The organism is uncultured Parvimonas sp., from assembly GCF_963524015.1.
Lineage (GTDB): Bacteria > Bacillota > Clostridia > Tissierellales > Peptoniphilaceae > Parvimonas.
On the sequence record NZ_CAURDT010000001.1, the window covers coordinates 56,795 to 78,023 of the forward strand.

At 26.6% G+C, this 21,229-nt stretch carries 18 protein-coding genes; 15 read left to right on the plus strand and 3 right to left on the minus strand.

The features are described from left to right. Positions 1 to 150: 150 nt before the first annotated feature. Genes RWJ08_RS00245 through alr form a run of 3 tightly spaced genes read left to right on the plus strand, consistent with a single transcriptional unit; the run spans position 151 to position 3,939 of the window. Positions 151 to 1,530 (plus strand): GTP pyrophosphokinase family protein, encoded by a 1,380-nt coding sequence (locus RWJ08_RS00245; RefSeq protein ID WP_009372810.1) that lies wholly within the window; start codon positions 151 to 153, stop codon positions 1,528 to 1,530. Further along, positions 1,530 to 2,753, plus strand: coding sequence for an NAD(P)H-hydrate dehydratase (locus RWJ08_RS00250; protein WP_313960685.1), 1,224 nt, complete (start codon positions 1,530 to 1,532; stop codon positions 2,751 to 2,753). The genes RWJ08_RS00245 and RWJ08_RS00250 overlap by 1 nt, the downstream gene beginning before the upstream one ends. 4 nt (positions 2,754 to 2,757) lie before the next feature. Continuing rightward, positions 2,758 to 3,939: an alanine racemase gene (gene alr / locus RWJ08_RS00255; RefSeq protein WP_313960686.1), complete on the plus strand. Its 1,182-nt coding sequence runs from the start codon at positions 2,758 to 2,760 to the stop codon at positions 3,937 to 3,939. 70 nt (positions 3,940 to 4,009) lie between these two features. Here the strand turns inward: alr and rodA are convergent, their stop codons facing one another. Beyond that, the gene (gene rodA, locus RWJ08_RS00260; protein ID WP_009354246.1) at positions 4,010 to 5,110 is read right to left on the minus strand and encodes a rod shape-determining protein RodA; all 1,101 of its coding nucleotides are present in this window, start codon (positions 5,108 to 5,110) and stop codon (positions 4,010 to 4,012) included. A 124-nt stretch (positions 5,111 to 5,234) separates the two neighbouring features. Between rodA and RWJ08_RS00265 the strand changes: the two genes are divergently transcribed. The 3 genes from RWJ08_RS00265 (at position 5,235) to RWJ08_RS00275 (ending at position 7,249) form a co-directional block, all read left to right on the plus strand. Beyond that, complete coding sequence (locus tag RWJ08_RS00265; RefSeq protein ID WP_313960687.1) at positions 5,235 to 5,636, plus strand: ATP-binding protein; 402 nt, start codon at positions 5,235 to 5,237, stop codon at positions 5,634 to 5,636. Between the two features lie 137 nt (positions 5,637 to 5,773). Further along, entirely contained in the window at positions 5,774 to 6,721 is a 948-nt protein-coding gene (floA, locus tag RWJ08_RS00270; protein WP_313961000.1) for a flotillin-like protein FloA, read from the plus strand. A gap of 12 nt (positions 6,722 to 6,733) precedes the next feature. Next, positions 6,734 to 7,249 (plus strand): hypothetical protein, encoded by a 516-nt coding sequence (locus tag RWJ08_RS00275; RefSeq protein ID WP_293440044.1) that lies wholly within the window; start codon positions 6,734 to 6,736, stop codon positions 7,247 to 7,249. A 95-nt stretch (positions 7,250 to 7,344) separates the two neighbouring features. Here the strand turns inward: RWJ08_RS00275 and RWJ08_RS00280 are convergent, their stop codons facing one another. Continuing rightward, entirely contained in the window at positions 7,345 to 8,181 is an 837-nt protein-coding gene (locus RWJ08_RS00280) for a hypothetical protein (RefSeq protein ID WP_313960688.1), read from the minus strand. A gap of 233 nt (positions 8,182 to 8,414) precedes the next feature. On the opposite strand from RWJ08_RS00280, the gene RWJ08_RS00285 reads away from it, so the two are divergent. From RWJ08_RS00285 to RWJ08_RS00310, 6 genes are all read left to right on the plus strand, one after another. Continuing rightward, complete coding sequence (locus RWJ08_RS00285; RefSeq protein WP_313960689.1) at positions 8,415 to 9,254, plus strand: S1-like domain-containing RNA-binding protein; 840 nt, start codon at positions 8,415 to 8,417, stop codon at positions 9,252 to 9,254. Positions 9,255 to 9,267: 13 nt separating this feature from the next. After that, positions 9,268 to 10,011, plus strand: coding sequence for a peptidylprolyl isomerase (locus RWJ08_RS00290; RefSeq protein ID WP_009372788.1), 744 nt, complete (start codon positions 9,268 to 9,270; stop codon positions 10,009 to 10,011). Positions 10,012 to 10,213: 202 nt separating this feature from the next. Continuing rightward, positions 10,214 to 10,648, plus strand: a complete 435-nt coding sequence (locus RWJ08_RS00295; RefSeq protein WP_313960690.1) for a hypothetical protein — start codon at positions 10,214 to 10,216, stop codon at positions 10,646 to 10,648. A 93-nt stretch (positions 10,649 to 10,741) separates the two neighbouring features. Further along, entirely contained in the window at positions 10,742 to 10,966 is a 225-nt protein-coding gene (gene secG / locus RWJ08_RS00300) for a preprotein translocase subunit SecG (RefSeq protein WP_009372563.1), read from the plus strand. Positions 10,967 to 10,984: 18 nt separating this feature from the next. After that, on the plus strand, positions 10,985 to 12,994 hold the full coding sequence (locus tag RWJ08_RS00305) for a sodium-translocating pyrophosphatase (RefSeq protein ID WP_313960691.1): 2,010 nt from the start codon (positions 10,985 to 10,987) through the stop codon (positions 12,992 to 12,994). A gap of 180 nt (positions 12,995 to 13,174) precedes the next feature. Next, positions 13,175 to 14,533 (plus strand): hemolysin family protein, encoded by a 1,359-nt coding sequence (locus tag RWJ08_RS00310; RefSeq protein ID WP_313960692.1) that lies wholly within the window; start codon positions 13,175 to 13,177, stop codon positions 14,531 to 14,533. Positions 14,534 to 14,606: 73 nt separating this feature from the next. On the opposite strand, the gene RWJ08_RS00315 is transcribed toward RWJ08_RS00310, so the two are convergent. Beyond that, complete coding sequence (locus RWJ08_RS00315; protein WP_009372836.1) at positions 14,607 to 14,996, minus strand: GrdX family protein; 390 nt, start codon at positions 14,994 to 14,996, stop codon at positions 14,607 to 14,609. Between the two features lie 120 nt (positions 14,997 to 15,116). On the opposite strand from RWJ08_RS00315, the gene dnaE reads away from it, so the two are divergent. The 3 genes from dnaE to pyk are packed head-to-tail and all read left to right on the plus strand — an operon-like array spanning position 15,117 to position 21,218. Beyond that, entirely contained in the window at positions 15,117 to 18,485 is a 3,369-nt protein-coding gene (gene dnaE / locus RWJ08_RS00320) for a DNA polymerase III subunit alpha (RefSeq protein ID WP_313960693.1), read from the plus strand. Between the two features lie 12 nt (positions 18,486 to 18,497). Further along, positions 18,498 to 19,457, plus strand: a complete 960-nt coding sequence (gene pfkA, locus RWJ08_RS00325; protein ID WP_313960694.1) for a 6-phosphofructokinase — start codon at positions 18,498 to 18,500, stop codon at positions 19,455 to 19,457. 9 nt (positions 19,458 to 19,466) lie between these two features. Further along, the gene (gene pyk / locus RWJ08_RS00330; RefSeq protein ID WP_313960695.1) at positions 19,467 to 21,218 is read left to right on the plus strand and encodes a pyruvate kinase; all 1,752 of its coding nucleotides are present in this window, start codon (positions 19,467 to 19,469) and stop codon (positions 21,216 to 21,218) included. Positions 21,219 to 21,229: the final 11 nt, after the last annotated feature.

The window sequence follows — 21,229 nt, forward strand, 5'->3', positions numbered from 1 at the left end:
GTTCTTATTATAAATTCAAAAGAATCTATTTATTTAATTTATAAAAATAACATAGAATTATTCCGAAAATTATTAATATCTTTTAAAGCTATTTACATTGTAAATATTTGTAATCTATGGTAAAATAATTTTGTGATTGGAGGTGTTTTTTTGAAACTTGAAATTTTTCAGTTTTTAGAAAAATCAATTGAACATATGGATAATAATATGGATTTTATTTCTAATTCAGCTGATTCATTAAAAAAGTTTTTTAATGATATATTTTTGAATTGTGATTTTTTCATAAATACAACTGCTAGAATAAAAAGTGAAGATAGTATTAGAGAAAAATTGTTAAGAAATAATTATTATTATAAATATCCTAATCATAAAGTTGCAATAGAAAATTTACCAGATTTAATAGGAATTAGAGTTGAATGTAGATTTATTGATGATGAAAAGAAAATTTTTGATGAAATATCTAAAAATTTTACTATTGAGTTGGAAAATGGTTTTTACAGGAGTGAACTAAATTCTAATATAGAATTAAAACTGAGTGAAAAGCAGCCTACATTTCAAAAAAATGGTTTTGAAATATACAAAATTGATGGGAGATATGTAGTTGAAGGAGATTATTTTGTAAATTTTGAATTACAAATCAAGTCATTAGTAAATATATTTTGGGGTGAAATTGATCATAGTGTATTATATAAAAATTTCAATTATATGATTACTGAGGATTTTATTCGTTCTATAATGTTCTCAATTAAAGCTAATTTAACTATGATAGATAATCAACTACAAAGTGTATATAATCATTTAAAAAATGTTGAAGATAAAAGTAATTATGATTCTTCAAAAATTCATTTAAAAACTATTGTTTCAAAGATGGTTCACGATTTATATTCTGTAAAAATTAAAGAGAGTACAGGATTTGTTGTAGATTTTAAAGATTGTGCAAATATAATTGTAGATTATATATTTTCTAAAAATAAATTTCATAATTCTATGCGTTATGAAGACTATTTTGTTAGATTATTAAATAGACTTAGTAGTGCGAATAATAGAACTATTGTTATAGGAGAAACTTTTGAAATTTGTGATACAATCGAATTTAAAAATGATTTGTGCAAAAAATTTGGAACTGGATTATTAGAATTAGTAAATAAAGATTTTAAATGGAATTTGATTTTTTCAGTTATTCAAGATATTGAAGAAAATGATTTTTGTGAAGAATTTGTTTTATTTTCTGAATTTATAGTATTTGCTGTAGTTAAGAGAGTAAAACGTGCTGTTGATGAATTAAATATTTCAAATGAGGATAAGTCAAAATTAAAATGGGATATTTCATATGTTGTTATGGAATTTATTTGTAATTCATATTCTACTAACATTATTACTTTCAAAAGTATGAAGGATATTGAAAATAAAATAAGAAATTTCTTGAAAAATGTTGAAAAACCAGAAGAAATACTGGCTTTGAATTATGAAGATTTATATAATTCTTTAGAAAATGATTTTGTAAAAAAAGAAGTGGATGAATTTGAATAATGATTGGAATTGATATATGCAGCATTTCCAGATTTAAAAATATGAAAAATTTGGAAAGATTTTTAAAAAAATATTTTACAAATGAAGAAATTACTTATATTATAAATACAGGTAACAGGGAAGAGACAATTGCAGGTATTTTTTCATTGAAGGAAGCTTTTGTGAAGGCAATTGGTACTGGATTTGGAAATATTTCACCTATTGATGTAGAAGTGATACATAGTTTTTCTGGCAAACCTGATATAATTATTCATAATGATATTTATAAAAAAATAGGAAGTATATCTTGCTCTATTTCTCATGATTCTGATTTCGCAATTGCTGTTGTTGATGTTACTTTTTTAAGCATAAAAGTAGATTTACAAAAAGTTTCAGATATGAAAAAATTAATGTTAAATAGAAAAGATGATGGCAATAAAGGTGATTTTGGAAAAGTTGGAATAATTGGTGGAAGTTTGGGAATGTGTGGTAGTGTTGACTTATGTGCTAGATCTGCTCTTCGAAGTGGAAGTGGATTAGTATATAATATATGCCCTAAATCTATTTCTAATATTTTACAAATTAAAGCAATTGAAAATATAATTCTTCCGATTTCTGATGATGATAATGGTTGTTTTATTTATAAGTATATAGATGAAATTATTGAAAAAATAAAACACTTAGATGCTATAGCTATTGGTTGTGGATTAGGAAGAAATGAAGATAACACTAAAATTATTAAAATGATAATAAAGAATTTTCAAGGACCAATTGTAATTGATGCGGATGCTATTTTTTTCTTGAGAAATATTAAATCAGATATATTAAATAGAGAAAATATTATTATAACACCACATGAAGTTGAATTTTCTCGATTTTCATCTTATGATTTAAAAGTAATTAAAGAAAATAGATTGGAAGTTGTAAATAAATTTTTTGAAAAAAATTTAAAATATACACTAGTTTTGAAAGGTAAAAATACAATAGTTAAGTCAGATAAGAAGCTTTATGTTAATACCACTGGAAATTCTGGAATGGCAACTGCCGGAAGTGGTGATTGTTTAACAGGTATTATTCTATCTTTGGTTGGACAAGGACTAGATGCTTTTAATTCTGCAAAACTTGGAGTTTTTATGCATGGATTAGCTGGAGATTTTGCTAAAGAGTCTTTAGGTGAAGATTCTTTAGTAGCATCTGATATAATAATGTTTTTACCAAATGCAATTAAATATATTAGGGAGTGATATTATGTATGAAAATCAATCATTGATTTTTGTTGATTTAGATAAATTAAAGAATAATTTTTTTAAAATAAAAGAAAAGACTAATGGTGCAAAAGTTGGGATAGTTCTAAAGGCTAATGCTTATGGACTTGGTGCTTGTACTGTTGCTGAATTTTTACAAAAACAAGGTGCAGATTATTTTTGTGTTGCAAATTTTTCAGAAGCCATGGAACTTAGAAAAAAGAGAATTAAACTACCTATCTTGATATTAGGTTATGTTCCTAATGCTTTATTTGAAAAACTGATAAAAAATAATGTTGAATTAACTGTATATAATATTGAAATGATAAGAGAATTAAATGAAATCTCTGCAAAATGTAGAAAAAAATGTAAAATTCATATTAAAATTGATACAGGGATGAATAGACTTGGGTTTTTAATTGATGATAAATTAAAGGGGTATTTAAAAGAAATTTATTCTATGAAACATATTATTGTAAAAGGAATGTTCTCGCATTTATGTGTTTCAGATATTGATGACTTTTCTTTTACTAAACTACAAGTTGAAAAATTTGAGAAAGTTAAGAAAATTCTTGAAGAAGAAAATCTAAAAATGCCAATGTTACATATTGCAAATGATGGTGGGGTTTTGCTTCATAATTATTATTACGATATGGTAAGAGTTGGAATTGGAATTTATGGTCATTATCCATCAGAATATGTTAAAGATAATTCTAAAATAAAGATGGATACAGTTGTTAGTTTTGTAAGTACAGTAAGTAATATTAAATATATTCATAAAGGAGATACTGTTGGATATGGAAGAACTTTCTGTGCTGATAAAACTATTAAGGTTGCCACAATTTCCGTAGGTTATGCAGACGGCTATCCTTATGAGTTAAGTAATAAAGGTTATGTTATGATAAATAATAAAAAAGCTAACATTTTAGGAAAAGTTTGTATGGATCAAACGATGATAGATATTTCTGATATTGATGATGTAAAAATCGGAGATACTGTTTTGCTCTATGGGGAATATAAGGATATGAGACTTGATATTTTTGAAATAGCAAAAATAGCTAATACAAATGTTTATGATTTAATATGTCGAATAAATATGAGGATTCCAAGAGTTTATCTTGAAGGCGATAAAGTTGTAAGAGTTGTTGATTATCTATCAACTGAAAAAAATTACTACGAATTATAAAAGCTCAGTGCATTATAGCACTGAGCTTTTAAATATAATATAAAAAGTAAATAATATATGTAATAAGTATTTACATAAAATCTAGAGGTGTTTTTTCACAAGATATGGATAACACAATCCCCATAGCAATTAAGTTTACTAATTGGAAAGTACCTCCATAACTTAAAAATGGAAGTGGAATACCAGTTATAGGCATAAGACCAATAGTCATTCCAATATTCTCAAAAATATGAGCTAGAAACATTGCACATATTCCTATAATTAACATTTGATTAAATTTATTTGCTGTCTTCTTAGAAAGTCTTACAAATCTATATAACATTATTGTATATAATCCAATCAAAATTGTTCCTCCAACAAATCCCATTTCTTCAACAAAAACTGGAAATATATAGTCTGTTTGTTTTTCAGGAATAAAGTTAAATTGATTTTGAGGGCCTTTAAATAATCCTCTTCCTATAAATTTTCCTGATCCTGCTGCGATTTTGCCTTGAACAGCTTGATATCCAGTGTTTGTTATGTCTCTTTCAGGATGTAAAAAATTTAAAATCCTATTTTTTTGATATTGAGATAGGTTAAAATAAAAAATAGGTAAACTGGCTATAGCTGCTAGTAAAGTATATACTACTAGTCTTAAGCTTATTCCAGCTACAAATAGCATTGATCCAATTACTAATATAAAAACAAATGCAGTTCCAAAGTCTGGTTGCATTAAAACTAATCCAACAGGAATAAAAGCAAAAATCAAAACTTTTATTAGAGTTTTTGGTTCATTCAATTTGGAACTATTTTTTTCAATAACCGTTGCTAAACAAATAATCATTCCAAGTTTTACAAATTCAGAAGGTTGGAATGAAATAGGACCAAATTTAATCCAACTTCTTGCACCAACAGAATCCCCAGTACCAATTATAAGTACTAATACTAAAAGTATAATTGAAATTATATATATTGGCAAATACAATCTTTTCAAAAATTTAATATTTACTGCTATCAATACAAACATTAAGATAAAACCTAATATTGTAGCAATTATTTGTGATAACATAAAGTTTCTTTTCAAACTTATTGTTGCACTATATAAATTTACTAACCCTATTAATATAATTAAAATTAAAGAAATTAGTATAAATAAGTCAATTTTATATAAATTTTTATTCTTAAAAAACATATTAATCACCTCATAACGTATATATTATATTAAAAATTCTTCAAATATGCAAATAAAATATAAAAAATGTTAACAATTATTTTTGATTGGGTATATATTTGTTACTAGAAATTAGGAGATAAGTATGGACTTTGAATATATTAAGGTTATAAAAAGTGATTTAGATGATATTGATGAAGCGGTTTCTTTTGTTTTAGAAAAGTTATCAAGTGTTATTAGAGATGAAGAACTAATGTTCAATATTAGAATTGTTATAAATGAAATAGTGATAAATAGCTATGAACATGGTAATAAATGCAATAAAGAAAAGGGAATAAATTTAAAAGTCTGTGTTAATATGGACTGTATACATATAAATGTTAAAGATGAGGGAGATGGAATAAACTATATCTTTAATGAAAATAGAGATATTAATACGACAACCTCTGGTAGAGGTCTTAGGATTGTAAAACATTTAGTAGACGAACTCGAAATTAATAATAATGAAATTACTGCAAAAATAAAATGTGAGGGAAATGATATATAGAAATCAATTTAAAATTGGTTTCTTTTTTGTTGAATTTTTTGCAGAAAGTGATATAATATTATCATACACAATAGTGTAAATTAATAAAGGAGGGTTTAATTATGAGATTGTTACCACAAACAGTTATGAAAAGTTTAATGCCAACAAATAGTATAATTATTATTTTAGTTGTAGTTTTGGTGTTTGGTTTCTTTTATTTTGTTCCTGTAGGGCTTTGGATTACTGCTTTATTCAGTGGTGTTAAAGTTAAAATTTCTAATTTAATAGGAATGAAACTTAGAAGAGTTAGAGCGTCAAAAATAATTTATCCATTAATTAAAGCAACGAAAGCTAATGTTAAAATTAACATTTCTGAATTAGAAGCACATTATTTGGCAGGAGGAAATGTAAATAATGTTGTTGATGCTTTAATTGCTGCTCAAAAGGCTAACATCGAATTGACTTTTGAAATGGCAACAGCGATTGACCTTGCCGGACGTGATGTATTGGAAGCTGTTCAAGTTAGTGTAAATCCTAAAGTTATCAATACTCCAAAAATTGCAGCGGTTGCAATGAATGGTATTGAAGTAATAGTTATCGCAAAAGTTACTGTTAGAGCAGATATTTCAAGACTTATCGGAGGAGCTGGTGAAGAAACTATTATAGCCAGAGTAGGAGAAGGTATTGTTACTACTGTAGGTAGTGCTGAAAGACATAGTTTAGTGCTCGAAAATCCTGATGCAATTTCAGAAACAGTTTTGAAAAAAGGTTTAGATTTAGGAACTGCTTTCGAAATTTTATCTATTGATATTGCTGATGTTGATATTGGTAGAAATATAGGTGCTCAATTACAAGCTGATCAAGCAGAAGCAGATAAGAAAATAGCTCAAGCCAAAGCAGAAGAAAGACGTGCAATGGCAGTTGCAGTTGAACAAGAAAATAAAGCTAAGATTGAAGAAATGAAAGCTAAGGTTGTTGAATCTGAAAGTAAAATTCCGCTTGCGATTGCAAAGGCGTTTGAAGATGGAAATATTTCAGTTTTAGAATATGAAAAACTTAAAAATATCAAATCAGATACTAAAATGAGAGAATCACTTTCAGAATAGAGGTGAGTTCCTATGAAAAAAAATAAGAGTTTTCTATCTTTTATTGAGGATTTAAAATCAGAGATTAATGATATAAAAGCTCAAATAGATGAAGTAGGTAATGAAAACAAGAATAGTACTTTAAAAGCTTCTAGCAAACCTAAAAACAAGAAAAATAAGAACGCTAGTAAAAGTAATAAAAATCCAAATTATAGAATTAATAATTTTGATAATTACGAAAGTCCTGAGGGCTCTAGTGTAATGACTTCTAGTATAGAGGGTTCTACTTTAGAAAATGTTTCTTATGAAGGTAAAACAGTTATGACTACTTCTATTGAAGGTAAAAGTATTATGAATACTTCAATGGAGGGTCAAGGTCAAATGTACAATTCTCGCAAAACAGAAAGAGTAGCCTTGCGAAATGATATTCAACATTTTGATGAATTAATAGAAAGAAAAACCAAAAAATTTGTCATTAAAGGTAAAGAAAGCCTATCAAAAGCTATTCTCTATTCTGAAATTATTGGAAAACCTAAATCATTAAAATAATAGATTTGTAATTTCAATAAAATTTACATTAATTGGAATGATGAGAGTTTGTTGTTAAAAATAATTTAAAAAAGGAGACAATTGTGTCTCCTTTTTTAATCTATCTTTTCTAATGTTATATAATCTACTCCTGAAATTATTAGTTTCATTCCTTTTTCTAACTTTAGTTCATGAGATTCTTGTAAATTTATAACTGTTACTTTGTTTTCTTTTGATATAATCTTAATAATTGTATCTTTAGTAGTATTCGATAATTTGTAATGACCTTGTTTTAAATCATCTTCAATTGTAAATATTCCACTGGATAAGTTTTTAAATGTATCATATTTTATATTATCTTTAAAAATAATCCCTATTACATTTCCATCAAATTCAATGTTAGAATTATTTAGAACTTTTATACGTACATATCTTGGCTTTTCATTATCATTCAAAGTTTCTTCTAAAATTATTTTGTTATCTACATAGTACTTAAAAATTCCTTTTCCTGTGAGTTTTACTAAATAATTATCATATGAAAAATCTTTTTTATTAAGTTCAGTCTTAGAATTTTGATTTAATAATTTTTCTTCAACTTTTACATTACTTGAAGATTCATTTTTAAAATTTATATATTTCTTACCATAAAAATTTTCTATTTCTTCAAGTTTTGATAATATTTTTCTTTCAAATGTGATATCCTTTGAAGAGTCATTTTTAAACTTATTATACTTTTCTAAAATTTTATTAAAAATTTTTTTATCATCATCTGAAAAATCCCCATAAGGTTTTTCTAATACAGTAATTTCCTCAGCTGTTAGAGAAAATTGGGATGTTGAGTTCTTTATTTCATTATTTACTTTATCTACATTTTTGGTACCAGTTTTACTACAAGATGATAGTATAAAAATAGATAATAAAATAAAAACAAATCTCTTTCTTATATGAAACATTTTTTACTCCTTAATTAGTAATATTAATATATTTATTATACAACATTTTTATAATATTTCAAAATGAATTTTAAATTTTTATTATTATATGGTTACAAAAATTAACCTAATATGGTATAATTACTATAGCTTTTAGCTAGATAGTAAAACTATTGTAATGTCAGCACAGTATAACATTGATAAAGATAAATAGAGATATTTAAAAAAATGGTTTAGTTATAAGAGGAGAAAATATGTATAATTTAGGTGAATTTCAGAAGTTGATTATAAAGCGTTTTAAAAATAACGGAGCTTATATAGGACTAAAAGATGTAAAAAATGAAAAACTTGATATATTGTTACCTAAGAAAGAAGTTTTAGAAACAGATAAAGTTGATGATGAAATTGAAGTTTTTGTTTATAAAGACAATCAGTCTAGGTTTGTTGCTACAAGGAAAAAGACAAAAATATCTTTAGGAAAATTAGAAACTTTAGAAGTAATGGATATTTCAAAAATTGGCGCTTTTTTGGATTGGGGTCTTGAAAAAGAATTGTTTTTGCCTTTTAAAGAGCAAACTATGAAACTCGAAAAAGGAAGGAAATATTTAGTTGCATTATACATAGATAAATCAGAAAGACTTTGTGCAACAATGAAAATAAGAGATTATTTGACATCAGATTCTCCTTATAAGGAAGGTGAGTGGGTTGAAGGAATTGTTTATTCAATCCATAAAGACTATGGCGCTTTCGTTGCTGTAGATAAAAAATATGATGCTATGATTGAAAATAAAGATATTATTGGCGTGTTAGAAATTGGAGAACCTATTAATTTTAGGATTTCAAAAGTAAAAAAAGATGGTCGTTTGAATTTAGTTTTAAAAAATTTATCTTATGTTGAAATAAATGATAATGCTGAAATACTTTTTAATATTATTAAAGATAGAGGTGGTTTTTTGGATTTGAATGACAAAAGTGAACCAGAAAAAATTAAGGAAATTTGTGGTATGAGTAAATCATCTTTTAAGAAAGCCGTAGGAAGATTATTAAAAAATAAAAAAATTCAATTTGAAGGAAATGGAATTAAATTAATTTAAGGGGGAAATAATTATGGAAAGTAAAGTAATGGCAATTGTAAACGGAGTTGAAATTTTAGAAAGTGATATTGACAGATTTATAGAATTAATGGGAAATAGAGCAATGCCATATAATAATCCTGAAGGTAGAAAACAATTATGTGAAGAATTAGTTAAACAAGAACTTATAATTCAAGATTGTTATAATAGGAAGTTAGATGAAAGTGAAGCATTTGTTAAAGAAATTAATGAAATTAAACGTTCAATTTTAGCAAAACATTTTTTAAATGAATTATTTGAAAATATTCATGCTACTGATGAAGAAATAAAAGAGTATTATGAAGAAAATAAAAATATTTTTAAGAGTAAATATACTTTTAAGGCAAAACATATTTTGGTTGAAAGTGAAGAAAAAGCTAATGAACTAAAAGATCTTTGTGATAAAGGTGAAAAATTTGAAGAATTAGCTAAAGAACATTCTATGTGCCCATCTAAAGAAGTAGGTGGAGATTTGGGAGAATTTAGTCAAGGACAAATGGTATTAGAATTTGAAAATGCATGTATAGATGCAGAAGTTGGAAAAGTTACTGCTCCTGTAAAAACACAATTTGGTTATCATTTAATTAAACTTGAATCAAAAACAAATCCCGAACAACTAGATTTAGAATCAGTTAGAGATGAAATTGAGAAAAGTATAATAAAAGCTAAAGAACAAGTAGCTTATGTGAAAAAAATGGATGCTTTAATGAAGGATAGTAAGATAGAAAGAAAATATTAAGATGCATTTTTTGGGTGGATTGGTTAGTATTATTGTTTGTTTATTAGTTTCATCAATCGATTTGAAATATTTAAAAGAAAAAGAGACAATAAAATTATCGATTAACAATATAAAGAAATACTATAATTTATTAAATTTTATATTAATATTCCTAACAAATATATATTTAATGTCATTATTTTTTTATAATGATATATTATATATGATAAATTTACTTTGTTTTTTATGTCTGTACATTTGTGCATTTACTGATATTATTTGTAAAAATATTTTTATAAATATCATTATGGCTTTTCTAGTTCCGATTACATTATTGAATATATATGGAAATTATATTAGATTAGCTATTTTTGGTTTAGTTTCAGGAATAATTTTGTATGGAACTATTTATATAGTATCAAAATTAGTTTATGGAAAGGAAGTATTTGGAATAGGAGATATTTATGCATTATCTTTAATAGGAATTTCAACAGATTGGTATACAGTTTTTTATATTGGACTATTTACTTTTATAATAGCGGGGCTTTTTTATTTAATAAAGCTAATTATTATAAAAGATATAGAAGCTTTTAAACATCAAGAAATACCATTAATTCCATTTATATTATTTAGTTATTTATTTTTAATTTATTTTTAGAATCAACTTAAAAATCAATATTTTAAGTTGATTTTTGCTTGTAAATGTGTTATTATAAGTAGCAGGTTAAATAAGAATGTTCGGAGGTGTATAATGCAAGTTTTAATGGAAATAATATTATTCGTTGCTAGTATTGTTATAATATTAGCAGTGTTAATGCAAGAATCTAAGTCTGACGGTGTTGCGTCTTTAACAGCTGAAACTAATATTTCTGGAAAAGGCGGAAAAAAATCTAAAGATGCTGTGTTAAGCCAAATTACTATTATAGCATCGGTTGTGTTTTTTATAGTAGCTATTGCTATGGCTGCGATTAAATAAAAAATTTAGGAGGAAAAAATGGATACTAATTTGATTTTTTATTGTGCAATTGCCGTTGGTGTTGTTGCGCTAGTATTTGCTTATATTAAATATTTAAGCATTACAAAAATTGAACCTGGTAATGAAAGAATGAAAGAAATATCAGGTTATATTCAAGAAGGCGCTATGGCTTTCTTAGTTCGTGAATATAAGTATTTAGCTATATTCGTTGTTGTTGTTGCAATTATTTTAGGGGTAGCCATTAATTTACTTACAGCAGTTTGTTTCTTAGCTGGCTCAATTTGTTCAATTTTAGCAGGATATTTCGGAATGAAAGCTGCTACTAAAGCAAATGTTAGAACTGCAAATGCTGCTAAAGAATACGGAATGGGAAAAGCACTTCAAACTGCATTTTCAGGGGGAGCAGTAATGGGACTTTCTGTAGTTGGATTAGGTATTCTAGGGATGACAGTTTGCTACTTCTTAGTAGGAGACGTTAATATTGTAACTGGATTCAGTTTTGGTGCTTCATCTATAGCATTGTTCGGAAGAGTAGGTGGTGGTATTTATACTAAAGCTGCTGACGTTGGTGCTGACCTTGTAGGAAAGGTTGAAGCTGGAATTCCTGAAGATGATCCAAGAAACCCTGCTGTTATAGCTGATAATGTAGGAGATAATGTAGGGGACGTTGCCGGTATGGGAGCTGACCTTTTTGAATCTTATGTAGGGTCTATACTTTCTGGTATTACATTAGGTTCTGTTGCTTTTGGTAAAGAAGGTATTATATTTGCGTTAGCTCTTGCTGCAGCTGGTATCTTAGCATCATTAGTTGGACTATTCTGCGTAAGAGGGGATAAAGATCCACAAAAATCTTTAAATATGGGAACTATTGTTAGTTCAGTATTAACTATTATAGTTACATATTTCTTAAGTAAACAAATTTTAGGAAATAACTCAGCATTTATTTCTTCAGTTGCTGGTATTTTAGTAGGATTAATTATTTCTCAATTTACTGAATACTATACTTCAGGAGATAAAAAACCTGTTCAACATATTGCAGAAGAATCAGAAACTGGTTCATCAACTAATATAATTTCTGGTTTAGCTGTTGGAATGAAGTCAACTGCTGGTCCTATTGTAGTAATAGCAATAGGTATTTTAGTATCATATATGGCATCAAATGGATTTGCTAATGCTGGTCAAGGATTATATGGGATTTCTGTTGCTGCTATAGGTATGCTTTCTACTTGTGGTATGACTATTGCTGTTGATGCTTATGGCCCAATTGCTGATAATGCTGGTGGTATTGCAGAAATGTGTGAATTACCTCATGAAGTTAGAAATATTACAGACAAATTAGATTCTGTTGGTAATACTACAGCTGCTATTGGTAAAGGATTTGCGATTGGTTCAGCTGCCTTAACTGCTTTAGCATTGTTTGCATCATATACTCAAGCAGTAGGATTGGAAAAAATAGATGTTACAAAACCTCAAGTAGTAGCCGGAATGTTTATTGGTGGTATGTTGCCATTCTTATTCTCAGCTTTAACTATGGAAGCTGTTGGAAATGCTGCAAATGAAATGATTCAAGAAGTTAGAAGACAATTCAAAACTATTCCTGGAATTATGGAAGGAACTGGAACTCCAGATTATAGAAAATGTGTTGATATTTCTACAATGGCAGCGTTAAAACAAATGATTATTCCTGGATTATTAGCAGTAGTAGTTCCTGTATTAGTAGGTCTATTGATAGGAGCTGAAGCTCTTGGTGGACTATTAGCAGGTTCATTGGTAACAGGCGTTTTAATGGCAATCTTTATGTCAAATGCTGGTGGTGCTTGGGATAATGCTAAAAAATATATTGAAGAAGGACATCACGGCGGTAAAGGTTCAGATCCTCATAAAGCAGCAGTTGTTGGTGATACTGTAGGGGATCCATTTAAGGATACTTCAGGTCCATCATTAAATATTTTAATTAAGTTAATGACTGTAGTAGCTTTAGTATTTGCTCAAGTTATTTTAAACTATGGTGGAATGTTAATAAAATAATTATAATATTATGTTTTTGTAAAAAGTGTATTTTTATACACTTTTTATTTTTTTGTATTAGTTATCTACGTAAAAATATTTAGTATTATTGTTTAAATGAAAAATATAATATATTTTATTTGCAATATTTAAAAATTTTTGATATAATGCTTTTAAATGAATAAGTTTTAGGAGGTTATTATGGATAGTGGACCCGAGGTCTATTTTCAAATTATTATTTTAATTTTATTAACTTTAGTTAATGCTTTTTTTGCTGCATCAGAAATGGCAATTGTTTCTATGGATAAGAAAAAACTATTGACTTTGTCAGAACAGGGGGATAAGAGAGCTATTAAAGTTGAAAAGCTTTTGAAAGAGCCTTCAAAGTTTTTATCAACGATTCAAGTTGGAATTACTTTTGCTGGTTTCTTTACTTCAGCTTCTGCTGCAGTTGGACTATCAGATAAGTTTGGGAAAGTATTATCAAATTTATCAGTTCCTTTTGCATATAGAGTTTCTTTTGTTTTAATTACAGTCATATTGGCATTCTTTAGTTTAGTATTTGGTGAACTTGTGCCTAAAAGAATAGCATTACAAAATGCAGAAAAATTCGCTTTATTTTCTGTTGGGACAATAAATTTTGTTTATAAAATAATGAGTCCGTTTGTTTATTTGCTATCTTTATCTACTAATATAGTGTTAAAGATTTTTTCAGTTCCTACAAGTGGAGTTGAAGCACAGGTTACTCTAGAAGAGATAAAATCAATTGTTGAAGTAGGACAAGAACAAGGAATAATTAATCCTACAGAGCGAGAAATGATAGATGGTGTTATATCTTTTGATGATGTATTAGCTGAAGAAGTAATGACAGCAAGAACTGAAGTATTCATGATTGATATTGATGAACCTGATAAAGATTTTGAAACTTTAATGCAAATGAGATATTCAAGAGTACCAGTTTATGAAGATGATATTGATAATATAATTGGTATTTTATATATTAAAGACTTTTTCTTAGAAGCATATAAAGTAGGATTTGATAATATTGATATTCGTTCTATTTTAAGACCAGCTTATTTTATTCCAGAGCGAAAAAATATAAATGATTTATTTCTTGAACTTAAAAATTCAAGAAATCAAATGGCTGTATTAATTGATGAATATGGTGGTTTTACGGGAATTGTCACTATGGAAGATTTAATTGAGGAAGTTATGGGTGAAATTGATGACGAATATGATAAGAAAACTAATCCTTCAATCAAAAAAATAGATGATAGACATTTTATTGCAACTGGAGCATGCGAAATTGAGGATGTAAATAATGCTTGTAATTTAAAACTTGATGAAAATTCAGAAGATTATGATACATTAGGTGGTATGCTTATGTATCTATTAGGATATATACCTAATGATGGAGAGAAGCTTACTGTTGAAGATAATGGTGTTATTTATAATATATTATCTATTTATGAACATAGAGTTAAGAAAGTTAGAATAATTCTTCCTAAAGAAGAAGTTGTAGAAAAGGATGAAGATGAAGAAAAAAATTCTGACGAATAATTTTTAATATCTATAATTATATATAATAATTAAAAGCCCACATTATTAAAAATGTGGGTTTTTTAGTATTAATTTATTCTATTCCTAATTTTTCAATAGTTTGTACTAATATGTTACAATCTACATATCTAAAGTCTCTTAGAACTCTATCTATCCATAGAGGCGTTTTCATATTGCTTTGAAATTTTTTGTATGTTTCAATAGCTTCATCGATAATTATAATTCCATTAACATCAAGTTCTTTTGTTTTAGTAATTAATATAGATCTGTATGGTGTTTCATTAGGTTTTATACTACCACAAAGAGGATGAGTTGAAAGCTCAAATCCATCTTGAAGTTTTTTCTTAACTATATCTAATATGTCTCCATATGTATATTTTTCATCAAATATTATGTCTAAATCTTTCTTATTTTTCACTTTTTCATATAAGTCAATATTATTAGTTACTAATGTAAATTTCATATCAATTCTCCCTTCGTACTATAAAATTGTATCATAAAAACATAAAAATATAAAGTGATTAGGTAAAATATATTTAAAAAATTCTAAAAATATGGTAAAATCAATAATGAGGTGATAATTTTGGCTAATGATTTTGTACATTTGAATGTTCATACTGAGTATAGTTTGTTGAACAATTATAATCCAATGGAAAAATTAATAGATAAAGCTAAAGAATTAAATTTTAAAGCTATGGCTATTACAGATTATAACAATATGTATGGCGTTGTTGATTTTTATAAAAGATGTAAAAAGAATTCAATAAAACCTATTATAGGTTGTGAGCTAACTTTGTCATACCCAAATAATGAATTTTATAATATAATATTATTAGCTAAGAATAATCAAGGATATAAAAATTTATGTAAATTAGTGTCAAATTTATATGTTATTGAAAATAGAAATAGAGAATATATAACATTTGATGAATTAGAAAAATTCTCAAAAAATTTAATATTAATTGTTGGTTCTAAAAGAAGCTTTATTAGAAAATGTCTATATTTAGACGATACTTTAAACGCTAAGAATGAAATTGTAAATTTCAAAAGTATATTCAATAAAGAGGATTTATTTCTAGAATTGAATTTTCATTTTGAAGAAAATGATGAGTTAATGATAAACAAATATTTGGAACTTGCAAATGAAGTAAACGTTGAGACTGTTGTAACTAATGATGTTCATTATTTAGAAAATACAGATTTTAATTTATTTAATATAGCAAGATGTATATCAAAAGGTATTTTATTATCTGAACTTAAAGAAGATACTTTTACTCAAGCAGAATACTATTTAAAAAGTGAAGAAGAAATGTTAAAAATATTTTCTCAATTAAAAGATTCTATGTATAATACTAAAATGATTGCTCAAAGATGTAATGTTGAATTTGATTTTTCAAAGTATCATTTACCTGAATATAAAGTACCTGATGGAGTTAGTACAAAGGAAGATTATTTGCATAGTATAATCATAGAAGGTATGAAAAAAAGATATGAAAATATCACTGATGAAATTAAAAAAAGAGTTAATTATGAATTTTCAGTAATAAATAAAATGGGATTTACTGATTATTTTCTTATTGTTTGGGATTTTGTAAATTTTGCTAAAAAAAATAAAATTCCAGTTGGACCGGGTAGAGGTTCAGGTGCAAATTCAATCGTTGCATACTGCTTGGAGATTACTGATATTGATCCAATAGAATATGAATTAATATTTGAAAGATTTTTAAATCCTGAAAGAATTTCAATGCCTGATTTTGACATAGATTTTTGCAATGAAAGAAGAGAAGAAGTCATAGATTATGTAATTAGAAAGTATGGGAAAAATCACGTTTCACAAATTGTTACCTTTGGAACTATGAAACCAAGAGCAGCGGTAAGAGATATTGGCAGAGTTTTAGGTTATAAATTATCAACTGTTGATAAGGTAGCAAAACTTATTCCAAATAATTTAGACGTTACTTTTAAAAATGCATTAAAAGATAGTTTGGAATTAAAAAAGTTATATGACGAAGATGTAAATATAAAAAAACTTATTAATACTTCTGAAAAATTTGAAAAATTTCATAGACATATATCAATACATGCAGCGGGTATTGTTATAACTAAGGAAGAACTTACAGAGTATGTTCCGCTATCTAAAAGTGGAGATAATATAGTAACACAATTCAATATGATAGAGTTGGAAGAACTTGGACTTCTAAAGATGGATTTTTTAGGACTTAGAACTCTAACGGTAATTGATGATACTATAAGACTTATTAAAAAAAATTACAATAGAGAGATTGATATTGAGAAAATATCGTTAAGTGACAAGAATGTTTTAAATTTATTTAAGACAGCTGATACAATTGGCATATTCCAATTTGAAAGTACAGGTATGAGATTGTTCTTAAAAGATTTAAAAGCAGATAATTTCGATGAGTTGGTTGCTGCAAATTCTCTTTTTAGACCAGGTCCGATGAATCAAATACCTAATTACATTAAAAATAAAAATAATCCTAATAGTATTCGATATTTGGATAAGCGTTTAGAAAAATATTTAAAATCCACTTATGGAATTATTGTATATCAAGAACAAGTTATGCAGATTGCAAGAGAATTAGCAGGATATACTTGGGGTCAAGCAGATAATTTGCGAAAAGCCATTGGTAAAAAACATATGGATATAATGGAATATAATAGGAAGATATTTATTTATGGTCTAGATGATTTAGATGGAAGCATTAAAATAAAAGGTTGTGTAAGAAATGGTGTGGATGAGAAGCTTGCTCAAAATATTTTTGATTTAATAGTTGAGTTTGGTAACTACGCTTTTAATAAATCACATAGTGCTTGCTATTCATTAAATGCTTATAGAACTGCTTATTTAAAATATTATTATCCATTAGAATATATGGTAAGTCTTTTAAATTCTGTTATAAATTATGAAAGACAATTTTTCCAATATTTTCAAGAAATTAAAAGGATGGGAATAAAGATTTTACTTCCAAGTGTTAATTATAGTCACTATAAGATAAGTACTGAAAATAAGTGTATGAGAATTGGTTTCTCTCAAATTAAAGGATTTAATAGGCTTTTAGCTAAAGATATTGAAGAAGAAAGAAAAAATGGAGAGTTTAAAAGTTTTAAAGAATTTTTAGAAAGATTGAAAAATTCAAAGAATATGAGCTTGCAATCAATTGAGAATTTAGTAAAGTCTGGAGCTTTTGATGAAATTGAAGAAAAAAGAATTGAAATTTTAAATTCTTTAGAGACATTATTTACTCAAATAGTATCTAAAAGTAAAAATGAATTATCTGGTCAACTTTCCTTAATAAGTTCAGATTTTATGCATGAAAAATATGTTAAGTCTGAAAAATTTTTAAAAGACGATTTGTTAGAATATGAAAAAGACGTTTTAGGATTTTATATTTCTTCTCATCCGTTAGATGAATATAAAGAATATATTAAGTCTAAAAATAGTATGAAGTTAATTGATTTAAAAGTTTTAGATAAAGGTATCTATAATGTAATAGTTTATATTAACTCTATTAAACTTAGAAGAAATAAAAAAAATAAGATGCTAAAAACAATTAATGTAGAAGATTTTACAAGTAGTATAGAGATTTTAGATGTTAAAGATTTAGATATTATTAAAGGAAAAATTTATGAAATATCGATTAAAGTTTCTATAAATTCATTTGGGAATACTAATTTTACTGTAATTGATGCTAGAGAAGTAGATAGTATATATTCTAAGAAACTATATATAAAAATTGAAAATTTTGATAATAATATAAAGAAAAAATTAAGTGAATTTTCTGAAAAATATGGTGGAATAAATAATGTAATTTTGTATATAACTAGCAATCATAAAACTTTAAGATTAGAAAATAAGTTTGATTTAAAAAATGAAAATTTAATTGTTGAATTAGAAAATATTTTTGGAAAAGATTGTTTTCGTATCAATTAATGGAGGTATAATTTGAAAAAAATTGCTATTCTTACTAGTGGTGGAGATTCTCCAGGAATGAATCCAGTAATAAGAGCTGTTGTAAGAACATGTATATATCATAATGTTAGAATATATGGTGTAAAATTTGGTTATGATGGACTTATTAAAGGAAATATTTTTGAGATGAATGTGTCTAGTGTTGCAGATATAATTCAAAAAGGTGGTACTATATTAGGTAGTGCTAGAAGTAAAGAGTTTATGACTAAAGAAGGCCAAGAAAAAGCAGTTAAAAGCTTAAAAGATAATGGTATTGAAGGACTTGTAGTTTTAGGAGGAGATGGTACTTTTCGTGGTGCTAATGTTTTAAGTAAATATGGTATAAAGACTATTGCTATACCTTGTACTATTGATAATGATATGGGATATACTGATTATACAATTGGATTTTTCACTTCAGTAAATACAGTTATCGACGCTATTTCAAAACTTCGTGATACATCTTCTTCTCATGGAAGAGCTAATATTTTAGAAGTTATGGGAAGAAAATGTGGTGATATTGCTCTAAATTCTGGATTAGCTGGTGGAGCTGAAAGTATAATAGTTCCAGAAGTCGATTTTGATATAGATAAAGTTTGCAATAAAATTATATCTGGTAGGAAAAGAGGTAAATTACACCATATCATAGTTTTAACTGAAGGTATTTTAAGCCCTTATGAGCTTAAAAAACAGATTCAAGAAAAAACGAAAATTGATACAAGGGTTACTGTACTAGGACATATCCAAAGAGGAGGTACTCCGAGCTCATTTGACAGAATAATAGCAAGTCAAATGGGAAGTATGGCTGTTAAATTATTATTGAAAGAACAAACTAATTTAGCTTTAGCTTTTAAAAATAATAATATTGAGTATATTACTATAGAAGATGCTGTATCTAGCAAAAAAATATTTAATAAAGATTTATATGATATAGTTGATGAACTATCTATTTAGGAGAGAATTATGAAAAAAACAAAAATAATATGTACAATTGGGCCTGCTTCAGATTCAGTTGAAAGTTTAAAAGAATTAATGCTTAGTGGAATGAATGTTTGTAGATTAAATTTTTCACATGGAAGCAAAGAAGAACATCAAGTTAGAATTGATAATATAAAAAAAGCAAGAGAAGAGTTAGATTTACCTATAGCAATAATGCTTGATACTAAAGGTCCTGAAATAAGATTAGGTAAATTTAGTATTGATGAAGTTATTCTTAAAGCGGGAGATTTTTATACCTTTACAATTGATGAAGTATTAGGAAATCAAGAAATTTGTTCTGTTTCTTACAAACTATTACCAAATGATGTTAAGGTTGGTGGTACAATTTTAGTTGATGATGGTTTAGTTGAAATGGAAGTTATTTCTAAGACAGATAAGGAAATAAAATGTCTAGTTAAAAATAATGGGGTAATCAAGAGTAATAAAGGTGTAAATATACCGAATGAAGTAATAAATTTACCATCCATTACGGAAAAGGATAAGTCTGATATTTTATTTGGAATACAAAATGATTTAGATTTTATTGCAGCTTCATTTGTAAGAAAACCTGAAGATGTCTACGAAATTAGAAAAATTTTAGATAATAACAATTCTGATATTAAAATAATTTCTAAAATAGAAAATCAAGAAGGCGTTGAGAATATTGATAAAATCATAGAGGCTTCTGATGGAATAATGGTTGCCAGAGGAGACTTAGGAGTTGAAATTAAAGCAGAATTTATTCCAAAAATACAAAAAGAAATAATTAGAAAATGTAATTTAGTAGGAAAACCAGTAATAACTGCAACACAAATGCTTGATTCAATGATTAGAAATCCAAGACCAACAAGAGCAGAAGTTACAGATGTAGCAAATGCGATTATAGATGGAAGTGATTGTATTATGTTATCCGGTGAGACTGCTGCTGGAAAATATCCAAAAGAAGCGGTTAAAGTAATGAATAATATTGCAATAACAACAGAAAATTCTTTTGATTTTCAAAATAGTATAAAAAGCAAAAATAGACAAGATATTTTAAATACTATGAATTCAATAAGTTTGTCAACAAAAGAAATTGCTGAAAATTTAAGAGCAAAAGCTATAATTTGTGCTACAGCTTCTGGAATTACTCCTATTTCAATTTCTAAATTTAGACCATTTGTTGATATTATAGCTGTAACTTATTCTGAGAAAGTTAGACGAAAATTACAAATTTTTTGGGGAGTTACTAGCTTGATTTCTAAGAAATCTGAACATACTGATGAAGTTATTGAACGTTCTATATCAGCAACTTTAAATGCAAACTATATTAGTGATGGAGATACAGTTGTTTTAACTGCAGGTATTCCTGTTGGTGTTGCAGGAACAACAAATTTAATTAAAGTTCATACTGTTGGGAAAATTTTGATAAAAGGCTTTGGGATTGGAAAAGATTCGGTTACTGGAAAAGCTTGCCTAATAAACAATGAAGACGATTTAAAGAACAAATTTAAAGATGGAGATATAATTGTTTCCAAATTTACAGATAGAGAATATGTTGAGTTTATTGATAGAGCATCAGGAATCATAGTTGAAACAGGAGGACTGACTTCTCACGCTGCAATTATTGCTTTACATTTTAATATTCCAACAATTATAGGAGCTGAAAATGCTACTAATATGATTAAAGATGAACAACTTGTAACAATTGATACTGTAGGTGGATTAGTTTATGATGGAGATGTTAAAGTTCTTTAATTTTACTTTAT

Excerpts from the sequence above, each read along its gene's own strand:
- RWJ08_RS00250 (WP_313960685.1), top strand. The coding sequence starts at position 1,530 with ATGATTGGAATTGATATATGCAGCATTTCCAGATTTAAAAATATGAAA.
- alr (WP_313960686.1), top strand. The coding sequence starts at position 2,758 with ATGTATGAAAATCAATCATTGATTTTTGTTGATTTAGATAAATTAAAG.
- rodA (WP_009354246.1), bottom strand. The coding sequence starts at position 5,110 with ATGTTTTTTAAGAATAAAAATTTATATAAAATTGACTTATTTATACTA.
- RWJ08_RS00265 (WP_313960687.1), top strand. The coding sequence starts at position 5,235 with ATGGACTTTGAATATATTAAGGTTATAAAAAGTGATTTAGATGATATT.
- floA (WP_313961000.1), top strand. The coding sequence starts at position 5,774 with ATGCCAACAAATAGTATAATTATTATTTTAGTTGTAGTTTTGGTGTTT.
- RWJ08_RS00275 (WP_293440044.1), top strand. The coding sequence starts at position 6,734 with ATGAAAAAAAATAAGAGTTTTCTATCTTTTATTGAGGATTTAAAATCA.
- RWJ08_RS00280 (WP_313960688.1), bottom strand. The coding sequence starts at position 8,181 with ATGTTTCATATAAGAAAGAGATTTGTTTTTATTTTATTATCTATTTTT.
- RWJ08_RS00285 (WP_313960689.1), top strand. The coding sequence starts at position 8,415 with ATGTATAATTTAGGTGAATTTCAGAAGTTGATTATAAAGCGTTTTAAA.
- RWJ08_RS00290 (WP_009372788.1), top strand. The coding sequence starts at position 9,268 with ATGGAAAGTAAAGTAATGGCAATTGTAAACGGAGTTGAAATTTTAGAA.
- RWJ08_RS00295 (WP_313960690.1), top strand. The coding sequence starts at position 10,214 with ATGATAAATTTACTTTGTTTTTTATGTCTGTACATTTGTGCATTTACT.
- secG (WP_009372563.1), top strand. The coding sequence starts at position 10,742 with ATGCAAGTTTTAATGGAAATAATATTATTCGTTGCTAGTATTGTTATA.
- RWJ08_RS00305 (WP_313960691.1), top strand. The coding sequence starts at position 10,985 with ATGGATACTAATTTGATTTTTTATTGTGCAATTGCCGTTGGTGTTGTT.
- RWJ08_RS00310 (WP_313960692.1), top strand. The coding sequence starts at position 13,175 with ATGGATAGTGGACCCGAGGTCTATTTTCAAATTATTATTTTAATTTTA.
- RWJ08_RS00315 (WP_009372836.1), bottom strand. The coding sequence starts at position 14,996 with ATGAAATTTACATTAGTAACTAATAATATTGACTTATATGAAAAAGTG.
- pyk (WP_313960695.1), top strand. The coding sequence starts at position 19,467 with ATGAAAAAAACAAAAATAATATGTACAATTGGGCCTGCTTCAGATTCA.